The organism is Kitasatospora sp. NPDC057936, assembly GCF_042887525.1.
Taxonomy (GTDB): Bacteria; Actinomycetota; Actinomycetes; order Streptomycetales; family Streptomycetaceae; genus Kitasatospora.
In genome coordinates, this window is record NZ_JBHVPD010000046.1 from 61,904 (window position 1) to 74,723 (window position 12,820).

Genomic DNA, 12,820 nt, shown 5'->3' on the forward strand with positions numbered 1-12,820 from the left:
CCGGTGGCCAGATCCCATACCCGCACTGTCTCGTCGGCGCCGCCGGTGACGGCGACCGGCCGGCCCTCCACCACCGCCGTCGCCACCGCCCGCACCACGCCGTCGTGGCCGTGCAGGAGGGCGCTGGTCTGCTCGCCGGTGGCCAGATCCCATACCCGCACCGTCTCGTCGTCGCCGACGGTGACGGCGACCGGCCGGCCTTCCACCGCCCCGGTGGCCACCGCCCGCACCACGCCGTCGTGGCCCCGCAGCGGCTCGCCGACCTGCTCCCCGGTGGCCAGATCCCACACCTGTACCGCGTTCCCGCCGGTGACGGCGACCGACCGGCCGTCCACCACCGTCGTTGCCACCGCGTACACCACGCCGTCGTGGTCTATCAGGGGGTCGCCGATCTGGTCACCGGTGATCAGGTCCCACACATGTACCTCATCGCCCTCACAGATCTCGAGGGCGACCGGCCGGCCGTCCACCACCGCCGTCGCCACCGCGCACACACCTCCCCCGAACCCGGGGTCGTTGGAGGTCATGACCTGCCGGGCCCGGGCATCAACCTGGCTACCGGTCGACCACTCCACCTGCCACCGCGGCGCAGGCTCGCCCACCACCGGAACGGCACCGATCCGCGCAGCCAGCTCCATGTCCCCGTACCGAGCCGCGTCCAGCGCCAGCAACTGCCGACGCACTCCCGCCGTCTCATACCGGTGAACATGCGCCGACGCCCGGTACACCGCCGCCACCAAACGAGCCTCCCGACCCGCTCCCGAGTCCAGCAGGCCCCACACCCGCGCCGGATCGCCGTTCACCAACAACCCCAGGTCCGTCCACCACGCACCCGCCACCACCGGACCGGCACCCGAACCACCCTCACACGCATCACCATTCATGACCGGCACCGTAGACGCACCCGCTGACAACCACCGCCTCGGGCACGACCGGGGACCCAGCGGCGCGTCGGGGGACTTCCGCCGGCGCTTCGGGCGTCGGCCGTTCATGCGCTCCTCGACCGCGTCGGCGCGGACATCGTCGGGTGAGCCCAGGAGCACCGTCAGCGCGGTCTGTGCGAGACGCCGGTTGGCGCTGTTGGGGATCCGCTTGTTCCGCCGGACGTTCCTGCGTGAGGTCTTGTCGTTCTCGCCGTAGTCGTTCCGGTGGTCCTTGAGGTGGCTCAGCCGCTTCTATTCCTGGGGTGTCCTGCGCTTCACCGTTCCTGTGCCGCCTACGCCTTCGACCGGCCTGCGTCTTGTCAGTGCGGCGGACGCCTTTGGCGCCAATGGACGTGGCCCCCTCGTCGTCGAAGCACCTCCTGGCGCGCACGCTCGGCCTCTTCCGCGGCCCGTCGACGGGCCGCGGCCTCCGGCGACTCGGGCGGGGGCGCGGAGATCCTCGGGTCGAAGGGCGGCATTGCACCCGGCCGCCCGGTTCGGCCGGTGGCGATCCACCGGCGCAGCGCGAAGCAGGCGACCGGCGGCCAGAGGAGCAGCGCGAGCACCCACAGCACGATGATCGTGGACCAGACCGAGCCGTGGGTCAGGGAGTCCGGCAGGTTCGATGCCATTGTCATCAGCAGCACGAGCAGCGCCACCCAGGTGCCGACGATCACGGCCGCCGCGCGGACACACCCCATGGCTCCCCCTTGTGTCAGTGTCGGCATCGGCATCGGCGTGCCCGAGCTCCCGCAACTGAAGCTCTACCGTTGATTCTTACCCCTGGCTCGACAGCTCGTCGACGTCGGCACGGCGTTTCGTCCTCACGCGCAGGAAATCGACCGGCCCGACTTCCTGCACAAGGGAAAGCAGCGTGTCGCCGTCCGGCTCGCCGATGAGCCTCACAGCGTGAGCATCGCCGCCGCGACCTCCTCGGCGGTCGTGTCGGGGAGCGCGGTCGCGGCCTCCTCCAGCACGAGCAGCCGTGCGCCGGGGATCTCGCGTGCGAGCGCCTCGCCGTTGCCGACCGGGAAGAACGGGTCGCGGCGGCCGTGCACCACCAGCGCCGGGACGGCGATCTCGCCGAGGCGCTCGCGCCAGCGCGGCGTGCAGTCGAGCCTGGCGAACACCATGCCCAGCTGGTTGGCCATCTGGACCGCGGGCGCCGTGCCCGGGGTGCGGTCGAAGATGCGCTCGGCCCTCGTGCGTGCCGCGGCGGGGTCGTCGCCGCGGATCTCGGCGCCGGCGGCGGCGTACTGCGCCACGGCGGCGCGGTCGGACCAGTCGGGCAGGGCGAGCGCGAACCGCCGCTCCCTCGTCGCCGGGTCGTGGTCGGGCAGGTCGTCGTCGACCGGGCCAGGGGCGACGGGCCTGGTCCCGACGAGGGTGAGCGCCGAGAACGCCTTCGGGTGGTCGAGCGCGGCGACCTGGGCGACCATCCCGCCGACGCCGATGCCCGCCAGGTGCGCCGGCCGGTCGTCGAGGCCGCGGGCGAGCGCGGCGGCGTCGGCGGCGAGGTCGCGCAGCGTGTACGCCGGCGCCTCGGGGTCGACGGTCGTGGACGCGCCGGAGTCGCGCAGGTCGTAGCGCACGACGTGACGTCCGCCGCGGGCGAGCGCGTGGCAGAGCGCGTCGGGCCAGGAGAGCATGGTCGTGCCGCCCACGAGCAGCACGAGCGGCGCCGCCGCGTCGCCGAAGTGCTCGACCCCGAGCGTCACGCCGTCGGGCGTGCGGAACGTGCGGACCGTCGAGTGCATCGTCAACCTCCGGTACGGATACGGGTACGGATACGGGTAAGGGAGCGCGGGCCACGCTACTCGCGCTTCGGTCCTGATTCAGACGGCCGACGCGATCGCCCGGGTGACGGCCGTGATCGCCGGGGTGGGGCGCCCGGGCAGGCGGGCCACGAGCACCCGGCGGACCTCGGCGGGCGCGCCGTCGACGCGCAGCAGGCTCACCCCGGGCGGCAGCAGCGGCGCGAGCCCGGACGGCACCGTCGTCACGCCGAAGCCGCCGGCGACCAGGCGGAGCTTCGTCAGCCAGTCGCGGGCGGCGTGGACGACACGCGGCCGTCCCGGCAGGCCGGGCCAGACGCCGAGCAGCGGCTCGGAACTCGACGACGGGGTGGCGATCCACCCGACGTGGACCAGTTCGTCGACGTGGACCGTGCCGCGCCCGGCGAACTCCCCGGTCGACGGCACCGCCACCACGAGTTCGGTGTCCGCGACGGTCTCGACGTGCAGGCGCGGCGACTCCCCGTCGAAGGGGCGGTGGGGTGGGCGGGACGTGAGCACGGCGAGGTCCAGCGAGCCGGCGCGCAACGCCCGGACCAGGGCGGGCGTGGTGCCCTCGCTCGTGGTGACCGTGATCCGCGGGTCGGCCGCCGCGAGGCGGGCGAGGGCGGCGGGGAGGATCGCGGCGCCCGCGCTCAGGAACACCCCGAGCCGTACGAGCTCGGCCTGCGGGGCGGCGTCGGTGAGCTCGCGCTCGGCCGCCGCGAGCGAGGCCAGGACCGTGTGGGCGTGCCGCAGCAGGGTCAGGCCGGCGGGGGTGAGCCGCACCCCGTCCGGGCGGCGTTCGAACAGGGTGGTGCCCGCGCTGCGTTCGAGGGCGGCGGCCTGGCGGGAGACGGCCGACTGCGTGTAGCCGAGCCGCGTGGCCGCCGCGGTGAAGCTGCCGGACTCGGCGATCTGCCGCAGGACCCGCAGTCCCGTGCTGGAGATGTCCATGCGGCCTACGCATACCACGGATGCCGATTCTTCGCTTCCGGCATGCCCGCCCGGCTCCTAGGGTCGATCCCGAGAGCAGGGACGAACACGGAGGTCATGACGTGCGAGCAGCGGTTCTGACGAATTTCGGCGCGCCGCTGGAGGTGCGGGAGGTGCCCGACCCCGAGGCCGGCGGCGGCGAGGTGGTGGTCGAGGTCCTCGCCGCCGCCGTGGCGCCCTACGCGGCCGAGGTCTTCGACGGAAGGCGGAAGTACCCCCTCGTCCCGCCCGTCGTGCCCGGGATCGGCGGCATCGGGCGGATCGTCCACGTCGGCCCGGACGCCACCCGGCTGCGCGTCGGCGACCTGGTGTGGTGCGACTCGACGGTGCGCTCGCGGGACGACGCCCTGACGCCCGACATCACGCTCCAGGGCTGGAGTTCACGCGGCGAGGGCGGCGCGCGCCTCGCCCGCCACCTGCACGACGGCTCGTTCGCCGAGCTCATGCGGGTGCCGACGGAGAACGTCTACCCGCTGCCCGCCGCGGCGGGGGAGGACCCGGCCCGCTGGGCCGCGCTCGGCGTGCACGTCATCCCGTACGGCGGGCTGCTCGCCGGCGGCCTCGCGGCCGGCGAGACGCTGCTCGTCAGCGGAGCCACCGGCAACCTCGGCAGCAGCGCGGTCGCGGTCGCGCTCGCGATGGGAGCGGGCCGCGTGATCGCCCCGGGGCGCAACCGGGCCGTGCTCGCCCTGCTGGCCGACCGCTTCGGTCCGCGGCTGCGCCCGGTCCCGCTGACCGGGGACGAGACCGCCGACCGCGCGGCGATGTCGGCGGCGGCCGACGGCCCGATCGACCTGGTGCTCGACCTGCTCCCGCCGAGCGCCCCCAGTTCGGCGTCCCGAGCGGCGGCCATGACCGTGCGCGAGTACGGCCGCGTCGTTCTCATGGGCGGCGTCGGCATGCTCGGCGGCGAGGACCTCGCGCTCCCGTACCCGTGGATCATGCGCAACTCGATCACCGTACGCGGGCAGTGGATGTACCCGCGCACGGCCAACGTCGGCATCATCCGGCTTCTCGCCTCGGGCACCCTGGACCTCGCCCCGGAGCGCGTCCGGTCGTTCACCCTCGACGCGGTCAACGACGCCATCGCGTACGCCGCCGCTCACGGCGGCCCCTTCGACCGCACGAGCCTTGTGCCGTTGACTGCCTGACGCAGCGTCAGGATGTGGTTGTGGCCGGCGGCGGGGGCAGCGTGGGGACGAGGTGGTGCTCACCCTCGGGCCCGAGGGTCTCGATCAGCTCCGCCCGCCACCGCTTCGCCCACTCGGGGTTGAGAGAGTGCAGCAGCGTGGCCCGGCGCTTCCACTTGGCCGCCAGATGCTTCTCCCCGGTCAGGCCCCGTTTATTCGTCCAGTGGAGGGCGAGGGTCGCGGTCGCATCGGCGTACGCCCAGTACAGCAGCTCGTCGGGATCGCGGGTGGTCCGCGAGAAGCAGATCACTCCTCGTTCGAGGGCGAGGTACTGCAGCGTGCCGTCGCCGCAGACGAGGATGAACGGGCGGGCGCCGTCATGGTTCTCGAACGTCGGCCCGTCCTTCAGCCCGATGGCGGCGCCGAGTCGCGCGATCTCGGCCTCCAGGTGCCGCCGCATCCGTGCTGCCCTGTCCGTGGTCATCGTCCTCACCGTGTCGCTGCCGCCCGTGCCCGGGGCGGAGCGAAGTCTGGGCCGTCTCCGGCGCGTTCCCGACTCGCCGATCGCGATATCGGCCGGGCGCGCCGAGCATAGCCGATTCTCGTCGATCTGACGATAATTCGCCTGGGTGCTTCGCGGCGATGGGGACCGTGTTCGATGCCTCTCGTGACGATGCTGTCGCAAATCCGCCAGCCGGCAGGCGACTTCCGCTGGTGGAATACCGGTCATGACTTCACAGCACGACAGTGCAGAGCTGTTCCACGCCCTCCATGCCCCCGCCGCACCGCTGGCCCTGGCCAACGCCTGGGACGCCGCCAGCGCGCGCCTGGTCGAGGCGGCGGGGGCCCGGGCCGTTGCCACCACGAGTGCCGGTGTCGCCTGGGGGCTCGGGGCCGCGGACGGCAACCGGCTCGACCGGGACCAGGCCATCGCGTTGATCGGCCGGGTGGTGGACGCGGTGTCCGTCCCGGTCACCGCCGACATCGAGAGCGGGTTCGGCGCCACTCCCGCCGAGGTCGCCGACACGGTCGCCCGGGTTGTGGCCGCCGGGGCCGTCGGGATCAACATCGAGGACGGATTCCCGGTCGGCGGCTCGGTGCTGCGGCCGGTCGCCGACCAGTGCGAGCGGCTCGCCGCCACGCGCGCCGCGGCCGACGAGGCCGGCGTCCGGCTCTACGTCAACGCCCGGGTCGACACCTACCTCTTCGGCGCCGGCCCGGAGGAAAACCGCCTCCAGGAGACCCTCGACCGCGCCCGCGCCTACCTCGACGCCGGGGCCAGCGGCATCTTCGTACCCGGCGTCACCGACGTCGACGTGGTCGCCGCACTCGCCGCCGGAATCCCGGCCCCGCTGAACATCCTGGCCGGCCCCGGCGCGCCGTCCGTCGCGGAGCTCTCGAAGCTCGGCGTCGCCCGGGTCAGCCTCGGCTCCGCGGTCGCCGAGGCGGCGTACGCGGTCGTCCGGCGCGTGGCGGCGGAGCTGGTCGCCACCGGCACCTACACGGGCCTGACGGACGCCGTCGACTACGGCGAGTTCAATGCCCTGATGCGCGACTGACGGGACGTCACGGTGTGCTTACCGCTCGTGACGCCGGGCAGTATCCTGGCGCACGCACCGGAGGCCCACCTGACGGAGGACGCATGCCGAACGACGAGGACCGGACGACCGAGGACGGGGCACCGACGGCGGCGGAGGAGAGCCTGCGCCGCTCGGCCGCCTTCCTGATCGACGAGGCCCTCGGCTTCGTCTTCCCCGCCGCCCTGCGCGCCGCCGCCGAGACCGGGGTGGCCGACGCCCTCGCGGACGGCCCGGCCACCGCCGCCGAACTCGCCGCCGCCACCGGCACCGACGCCCGCAACCTGTACCGGGTGCTGCGCCTGCTCGCCACCCGGGACGTCGTCGCCGAGGACGAGCACGGCCGCTTCACGCTGACCGAAACCGGGCAGGCGCTGCGCAGCGACGTCCCGTACTCCGCGCGCAGCGCGGTGCGGATGCTCACCGACCGCACCTTCTGGCTGCCCGCGGAGCGGATGGTGCACTGCCTCACCGAGGGCACCGCGGCCTTCGACGCGGTCTTCGGCAAGCCGTTCTTCGACCACTTCGCCGGGGACGCGGAGACCGCCGCCGTCTTCCACGTGGGCATGGCGGCGATGTCCGACCCGGAGAACGCCGCCATCGCGGCCGCCTGCGAACTCCCGGACAGCGGAACGGTGGTGGACGTCGGCGGCGGCCACGGCGGCCTGCTGCTGGAGGTGCTGCGCCGCAACCCCGGCCTGGAGGGCGTCCTCTACGACCGGGCGCACGTCCTGGCCGGAAACCGGCTGGACGGCGACAAGGAGATCACGGGCCGCTGGACCACGGCGGAGGGCGACTTCTTCAGCGCAGTGCCCACCGGCGACGTCCTCCTCCTCAAGCGGATCACCCACGACTGGGACGACGACGAGTGCGTCACCCTGCTCGGCCACTGCCGCCGGGCCCTGCGCCCCGGCGGCCGGCTCCTCGTCCTGGACGCCGTCGTCCCCCGGGACAACGCGCCCCACCAGGCGAAGAGCCTGGACCTGATGATGATGACCTCCCTCACGGGCCGCGAGCGCACCGAGGCGGACTTCGCGGAGCTCTTCGACCGTGCCGGGCTGCGCCTGTCCCGGATCCTCCCCACGCCGACGGTGCTGTCCGTGGTCGAGGCCGTCCCGGTGTGATGCCGCTGTGGGCGGGTGTTCCGGCAGGCGGCATGCCCGTCCGTTGTGGGCTTCGAGCCTGTCCGGGTGACTCCAGGGCGCTGCCGTCCCGGCGGCGGCCGACGCTTCCGCTACGAACGAGGGGCACTGTCCCACCGGAGAGAGGAAGCTCCCACCGTGGCCGTACCCACCACCTTCGACCGGACCGCGACCGGTTACAGCCTCGCCCACGCCTACTGCCTGGCCAGAGCCGCGGCCCTCGCCTACCAGGACGACACCGCCATCGACCGGCAGGCCCGGGACTGGGGCTTCGACACGGTGCGCCACCACGAGACCCGGTTCACCCCGCCGTTCCCGTTGCAGGACACCCAGGCGTACACCATGGCGAGCGACCGGATGATCGTCATCGCCTTCCGCGGCACCGAACCCAAGGAGATCCGCGACTGGCTCACCGACTCCAGCACCCCACCCTGGCCCGGGCCCGGCGGCACCGGCTACGTCCACTTCGGCTTCGCCGAGGCCCTCGAATCGGTCTTCCCCGACGTCCGCAAGGCCATCGGCGAGCTGCGCACCGACGACCAGAGCATCTGGTTCACCGGTCACAGCCTCGGTGGCGCCCTGGCGATGCTCGCCGCCGCCCGCCTCACCCTGGAGGACCCGCGGCTGACCGCCGACGGCGTGGTCACCTTCGGCCAGCCCCGCACGTGCGACCGCATGCTCTCCGCGGCGTACAACAAGGCGCTCAAGGGCCGCAGTTACCGCTTCGTCAACAACAACGACATCGTCCCCCAGCTTCCGCCCGAGCCGGCCTTCACCCACACCGACGCCCTGCGCTTCATCGATTCCACCGGCACCATTCACGAGGGCGCCAGCAGCCTCCTTTCGGGCATCGCCAACCGTGCCAGGGGCCTGACAGCCGCGGCCTTCGAGCCTACGGGCGAGGGCGTGCGCGACCACCTGATGCGCAACTACCTGGCGGCACTGGAGAAGAACCTGTGAGTTCACGGCCCGGGCCGCCCTCGCACGGCTGACCGGCCGTCCGCCGCCGACAGCCGTGCGCACCCCGCGGCGGGTGTCGGCGGCGCGGGGCAGCGGGGCGGCCGCCACACCCGCGTTCTGCCGGGCGACCCGGGGGCGAGGACCACGCCGCGCTGACGCGCTTGTGCGAGCCCGCGTCGGACGGTGCCGTGCCTGTGTGACGACGTTCTCCGTCGGTGCCCCGGGCGACGCTACTGCGTGGGGACCCAGCCCGGGAGGGCCGGCAGGACCGTCTCGGCGACCCGGCGCAGGTCGGCGTCGTCGGGGGTCCCACCGTCCTGCCGGAAGAGGGAGAACTGGTAGGCCTTGCCGGTGGAGTCCTTGGGGTTCGTCGCGACGGTCAGGTTCCGGGTGAGGGGGCCTTGCTTGTCCTTGCCGCCGAAGAGCGCGAGCGCGTGGCCGGAGGAGGCCACCGCGGGGTGCCCGAGGACGGTGACGCGCTCGGTGTTCGGACTGTCGCCCAGGGACGAGACGGCCCACGGGGCGTCGCTGACGGCGACGACGTAGTGCTCCAGGCGCACCTCCGCGATCGCGAGTCCGTCCGAGAGTCCGGGTGCGGCGTTCGACACGTGGTCGTTCGGGGTGCCGAGCAGGGCCGGCAGGTCGGGGCGGTTGAGGGCGGCGCACAGGGCCGCGTACTCGGGCGGGCCGGCGGGCCCGGGCCCGCTGCAGACCGCCTGCGTCCGGTGCGGCTTGAGGACGCCCGTCGCCCAGAGACCGGCCGTGGTGACGGTGGCCAGCAGGACGACGCCGCATATGACCAGCAGGACGCGGGTCATCTTGTCGGGGCCGGTGCTGTTCTCGGTCGTGGCCTCGGTCTCGGTGGCGTGGGTCTCGGTCGTGGCCTCGGCCTCGGTCTTGGTACCGGTTTCCATCGGTGGGTCCCCTTTCCCGGGAAGCTCGTTCTCGACCGCTCGGGGGCCCGCGAACGGAGATGATCTTACGTCCCCGCCCTCGCGCTCACGTACGACTGCGCTGGTCAGCCCGCCCGATCAGGGGATCGACGTCCGCCCGACGCCCGCCCGACGGCCGGACGGGGCACACGACAGGGCGCACTGTAGCGCTCCGCACCGGCAGTCGTGCAACGGGTCGTCAACAGAATCCGCGGTTCCCCTCCCCCACCGGCCGTCTGCGGTCGATCATGCAGGAGTGCCGAACGACGACGCCCTGCCCACGCCACCCCCACCCACCACCTGGCCCGACCGCCACGCACGGCACATCGTCCGCTGCGCACGCGAGTTGTCCCTTTGGGGATACGACTGGGCCGAGGGGATCCCCGACGCGCAGGACATCGCGATCCTGCTGCGCCGGACTGCGGCGGAGGCCCGCAGTTCGCAGGTCAGCCGGTCGATGACCGAGGCCGGGGCGCTGCTCGGCGTGGCGGCGGCCGCGGCGGAAGCGGCCGCGCGGTGGGACCGGCCGGTGTGCGCCGCGTCCGTCCCCCTGTCCGCCTGGCACCTGCGTCGTGCCGCGGCGAACCTGGTGGCGGCGCGGGGGGTGTTGGCGGCCGGTGCGGCATCAAGCGGCCCGACGTTCCTGCCGCCGCAGCGCGTGGCGCCGTGTGACGGCCCGGTGCCGGGGCCGCGACCGAGCCGATGATCGGCGGTCAACCTCCGGGCGCACCACCGTTGTCACCCGGGCGGGTGACGACCGGGGCGGTGCGCAGCCGGTGGGTGCGGTGGACGGCCCCGTGCCGGAACTCCGGGTCCCCGGCCGGCATGCGGCAGGTGTAGCACGGCCCGGCCCGGGGCCGCTGCGCGTACGCCCGGGTCGTCGAACCCGACCCGCTTCACGGCGTCATGCCGGCCTCCGGTGCGGCGGCGACGGAAGGTCCAGGGTGCCCCGCCCCGATCAGGTCGAGGACCTCCGCGGTGGGGCGCACGTCGGCGAAGGACCGGTGCAGGGTCAGCAAGGTGGCGTTGTGGACCTCATCGCTGCGGGTCGCCGTTCCGTCGGCCACCACGACCACGCGCAGGCCGAGGGTGAAGGCGTCGCGCGCCGACCCGGCCACGCACACGTCGGTCACGACCCCGCACACCAGCACGGTGTCGATGCCGCGCTCGGCCAGCAGGCCGGGCAGCGGGCAGAAGCCGGGGAAGAAAGCGCTGATCGCGTCCTTCTCGACGATCAGGTCGCGTTCCTCGTCCACCGTGAACTCGGGCCGCAGGCGTCCGGCGAGCGGGCCGCTGCCCCCGGAGGCCCGGTAGAGCTCGGCGACGCGGGGCCCGTAGAACGCCTCGCGGGCCGCCGTCGGCCCACCTGCCCCCGGCAGCACCCAGGCCACGAGGCCGCCGGCGTGCCGCAGGGCGTCCGCCAGGGCCTGGATCTGCGGGACGACGCCGCGCGCGTACGGCCCGTCGAAGAACGGCACCATGTCGATCACCACCAGGGCGGTGCGAGCCGGATCGAGCCGGGTGTAGGCGTGCCGGCGGCCGCGGCGCTCCTCCTGGCGCGCGTACTCCCGCTCCGGGATCGACCAGGCGTGCAGGCGGACGGGGGCGTCGGCGGTGCCGGGGGCGTCGGCGGCGTCGGCGGGCAGGGTCAAGGCGGGACTCCTTCGGGCCGGTGGGCTGTGGTGCGGGGCAGGAGCTGTCATGGTCGGTGCGCCGATCCTGGCAGTGTCCGGGACCACGCGTCGGAAGGTCTGCGGAGTTGTCATCACTTCGAGTTGGATCGGCGTCCTGTCCACGGATGGGCATGCGGTGGTGAAGGACGGTGGTCTGGCGGGGAGTTGGATGGATGAGACGAATGGTGCGAAGCGGCTGCGTTTGTCGGGGAACTGGATCGGGGTGGTCTTCAATGACGGTACGGCGTGGGTGAAGGAGGGGGATCTGTACGCGGCGTGGACGCCGGGGACCGTCCGAACAAGGTCGCGGATCTCCAGCTCGGCCGTGCCACCGGCCGCAGCACTCGACGAGTGACCGCGGCCGGCCCCGGCGCATTTTGCGGGATTGTTCCGCCGATTTAAACATTCGCGGCGGTATTCAAATTTCCGGTCGCCCTTTCTACTCTCCGGATATGGCGAACGGCGTTTTCCACACCGCGTACGGCATCGAGATCAACCTGACCCTGCCCGACCTCGGACATCCCGACCGGCCCGGCCTGCTGGCGGAGATCACCGCTCCGGTCGACCGGCGCGAGCGCGAGTTGCTGGAGTGCCTTGAGCACCACCGCGACGGCTATTGCCAGGCCGAGGAGGACGATCGTGCTCCCTGGATGACGATCCGCCGGAGAACCGTCGGCGGCCGCACCGTGTGGGTGGCCGCCCACCTTCCGGTGCGTCACATTCCCACCGCCGAGGAGAGCGCGAAGCAGGACGCGATGAAGGAACGCATCGCGCGCGCGGCGGAGCGCCACGGCCTGCGCGCGGAGGTCGAGGCGCGGGCGGCCGACGGCCGGATCCGCACCGACGTCCTCGTCACCGGCGAGTCGGGCCTGCGGATCGGCTGGGAGGCCCAGTACGCGCCCATCAGCGCCGAGACGGTGCGCCGGCGCTCCCGCAGGGCCACGGAGCACGGGATCGTCCCGCTGTGGGTGACCGACACCGATCGGTCCGCCGCCGTCGAGCGGGCGCCGTGGGCCCGGGTCGACAATTTCGGCTGGCGGGAGATCGCCTCCTCGCTCGCGATGGTGGTCCGCGCGGGGGTGCGGCACCTGCAGCAGTGGAAGTGCCTGCCGAGCAGCGAGCGGCCCTGCCCGGTCAACGGGAGCTTCTGCAACCGCTTCCACACCGGGTGGTACCTGCCGGCGCTGTGCCTGCCGGCCAAGCCGCCCACCGAGGTCGACGAGCTTGTCGTGGCCAGCGCCGACGGCGAGTTCGTGCCGATGCGGGTGCCGAGCCAGAGCGACCCGCGCTCCGTCTCACGGATGTGGGTGCCCGCGGCCGACCGGGACCGGTGGCACGCGGCCTTCGGTCCGGACGACGAGGAGGAAGGCGCCCTCGATCAGCCGGCCCCCGACGCCGGGATCACCTACACCCGCCAGGAGCTCGACCCGACCTGCCGCTACGGCGAGGAGACCTTCACGTTCGACGACCCCCGCCCCCGGCGCGGGAACTCCGCGGGCGCCGGCCTGCACACGCTCGACGAGGTCCCCGAGAGACTATTCAGAGTGCCCCGCCAGGAACGCAGGCTCGTCGTGACCGAGCCCCAGCGCGAAGCCGCCGCCGTCGCGCACGGCTGCGAGGCGTGGCAGGTCGGTCCGTGTGCCGGGTGCGGGTCGCCGATCCACCGCTACGGCGCCCGCGGCGTCCACGCGTGCGCGGGGTGCCACACGCGCGTG

14 protein-coding genes and 1 pseudogene are annotated in these 12,820 nt (G+C 73.4%); 7 read left to right on the top strand and 8 right to left on the bottom strand.

Translation table 11 applies throughout. The features are described from left to right. The 5 genes and pseudogenes from ACFVU9_RS23700 to ACFVU9_RS23720 form a co-directional block, all read right to left on the bottom strand. Positions 1-884 (bottom strand): annotated as a pseudogene (locus ACFVU9_RS23700) (hypothetical protein); the annotation flags it as partial. A gap of 359 nt (positions 885-1,243) precedes the next feature. Beyond that, a complete protein-coding gene (locus ACFVU9_RS23705) occupies positions 1,244-1,624 on the bottom strand; it encodes a hypothetical protein (protein WP_387596290.1) in 381 nt (126 codons plus the stop codon). A 76-nt stretch (positions 1,625-1,700) separates the two neighbouring features. Beyond that, on the bottom strand, positions 1,701-1,829 hold the full coding sequence (locus ACFVU9_RS23710; protein ID WP_387596293.1) for a hypothetical protein: 129 nt from the start codon (positions 1,827-1,829) through the stop codon (positions 1,701-1,703). After that, complete coding sequence (locus ACFVU9_RS23715) at positions 1,826-2,680, bottom strand: alpha/beta fold hydrolase (protein ID WP_387596296.1); 855 nt, start codon at positions 2,678-2,680, stop codon at positions 1,826-1,828. Before ACFVU9_RS23715 ends, ACFVU9_RS23710 begins: the two co-directional genes overlap by 4 nt. Before the next feature lie 78 nt (positions 2,681-2,758). Next, positions 2,759-3,652: a LysR family transcriptional regulator gene (locus ACFVU9_RS23720; RefSeq protein ID WP_387596299.1), complete on the bottom strand. Its 894-nt coding sequence runs from the start codon at positions 3,650-3,652 to the stop codon at positions 2,759-2,761. A 101-nt stretch (positions 3,653-3,753) separates the two neighbouring features. Here ACFVU9_RS23720 and ACFVU9_RS23725 point away from each other — a divergent pair, with 101 nt between their 5' ends. Next, positions 3,754-4,842: an alcohol dehydrogenase catalytic domain-containing protein gene (locus ACFVU9_RS23725; protein ID WP_387596301.1), complete on the top strand. Its 1,089-nt coding sequence runs from the start codon at positions 3,754-3,756 to the stop codon at positions 4,840-4,842. Between the two features lie 7 nt (positions 4,843-4,849). Here ACFVU9_RS23725 and ACFVU9_RS23730 read toward each other — a convergent pair whose 3' ends face one another. Beyond that, the gene (locus tag ACFVU9_RS23730) at positions 4,850-5,305 is read right to left on the bottom strand and encodes an Imm63 family immunity protein (RefSeq protein WP_387596304.1); all 456 of its coding nucleotides are present in this window, start codon (positions 5,303-5,305) and stop codon (positions 4,850-4,852) included. A 244-nt stretch (positions 5,306-5,549) separates the two neighbouring features. On the opposite strand from ACFVU9_RS23730, the gene ACFVU9_RS23735 reads away from it, so the two are divergent. From ACFVU9_RS23735 to ACFVU9_RS23745, 3 genes are all read left to right on the top strand, one after another. Then, positions 5,550-6,380, top strand: coding sequence for an isocitrate lyase/phosphoenolpyruvate mutase family protein (locus ACFVU9_RS23735; protein ID WP_387596307.1), 831 nt, complete (start codon positions 5,550-5,552; stop codon positions 6,378-6,380). 83 nt (positions 6,381-6,463) lie between these two features. Beyond that, positions 6,464-7,522: a methyltransferase gene (locus tag ACFVU9_RS23740; protein WP_387596310.1), complete on the top strand. Its 1,059-nt coding sequence runs from the start codon at positions 6,464-6,466 to the stop codon at positions 7,520-7,522. A 156-nt stretch (positions 7,523-7,678) separates the two neighbouring features. Beyond that, a complete protein-coding gene (locus ACFVU9_RS23745; protein WP_387596313.1) occupies positions 7,679-8,500 on the top strand; it encodes a lipase family protein in 822 nt (273 codons plus the stop codon). A gap of 230 nt (positions 8,501-8,730) precedes the next feature. Here the strand turns inward: ACFVU9_RS23745 and ACFVU9_RS23750 are convergent, their stop codons facing one another. Beyond that, positions 8,731-9,414 (bottom strand): DUF6215 domain-containing protein, encoded by a 684-nt coding sequence (locus tag ACFVU9_RS23750; RefSeq protein ID WP_387596316.1) that lies wholly within the window; start codon positions 9,412-9,414, stop codon positions 8,731-8,733. A 274-nt stretch (positions 9,415-9,688) separates the two neighbouring features. Here ACFVU9_RS23750 and ACFVU9_RS23755 point away from each other — a divergent pair, with 274 nt between their 5' ends. Continuing rightward, positions 9,689-10,138 carry a hypothetical protein gene (locus ACFVU9_RS23755; RefSeq protein WP_387596319.1) on the top strand — a complete coding sequence of 150 codons (450 nt, stop codon included), beginning with the start codon at positions 9,689-9,691 and terminating at the stop codon, positions 10,136-10,138. A gap of 190 nt (positions 10,139-10,328) precedes the next feature. On the opposite strand, the gene ACFVU9_RS23760 is transcribed toward ACFVU9_RS23755, so the two are convergent. Beyond that, positions 10,329-11,084 carry an isochorismatase family protein gene (locus tag ACFVU9_RS23760; RefSeq protein ID WP_387596322.1) on the bottom strand — a complete coding sequence of 252 codons (756 nt, stop codon included), beginning with the start codon at positions 11,082-11,084 and terminating at the stop codon, positions 10,329-10,331. Between the two features lie 49 nt (positions 11,085-11,133). Between ACFVU9_RS23760 and ACFVU9_RS23765 the strand changes: the two genes are divergently transcribed. Both ACFVU9_RS23765 and ACFVU9_RS23770 read left to right on the top strand, forming a co-directional pair. Next, on the top strand, positions 11,134-11,460 hold the full coding sequence (locus ACFVU9_RS23765) for a hypothetical protein (protein ID WP_387596325.1): 327 nt from the start codon (positions 11,134-11,136) through the stop codon (positions 11,458-11,460). A 97-nt stretch (positions 11,461-11,557) separates the two neighbouring features. Then, positions 11,558-12,820 (top strand): hypothetical protein (locus tag ACFVU9_RS23770; protein ID WP_387596328.1); only part of this gene is annotated, 1,263 nt, incomplete at its 3' end.

Coding starts and splice junctions, on each gene's coding strand:
- ACFVU9_RS23720 (WP_387596299.1), bottom strand. CDS start 3,652: ATGGACATCTCCAGCACGGGACTGCGGGTCCTGCGGCAGATCGCCGAG.
- ACFVU9_RS23750 (WP_387596316.1), bottom strand. CDS start 9,414: ATGGAAACCGGTACCAAGACCGAGGCCGAGGCCACGACCGAGACCCAC.
- ACFVU9_RS23740 (WP_387596310.1), top strand. CDS start 6,464: ATGCCGAACGACGAGGACCGGACGACCGAGGACGGGGCACCGACGGCG.
- ACFVU9_RS23735 (WP_387596307.1), top strand. CDS start 5,550: ATGACTTCACAGCACGACAGTGCAGAGCTGTTCCACGCCCTCCATGCC.
- ACFVU9_RS23765 (WP_387596325.1), top strand. CDS start 11,134: ATGGTCGGTGCGCCGATCCTGGCAGTGTCCGGGACCACGCGTCGGAAG.
- ACFVU9_RS23715 (WP_387596296.1), bottom strand. CDS start 2,680: ATGCACTCGACGGTCCGCACGTTCCGCACGCCCGACGGCGTGACGCTC.
- ACFVU9_RS23730 (WP_387596304.1), bottom strand. CDS start 5,305: ATGACCACGGACAGGGCAGCACGGATGCGGCGGCACCTGGAGGCCGAG.
- ACFVU9_RS23705 (WP_387596290.1), bottom strand. CDS start 1,624: ATGGGGTGTGTCCGCGCGGCGGCCGTGATCGTCGGCACCTGGGTGGCG.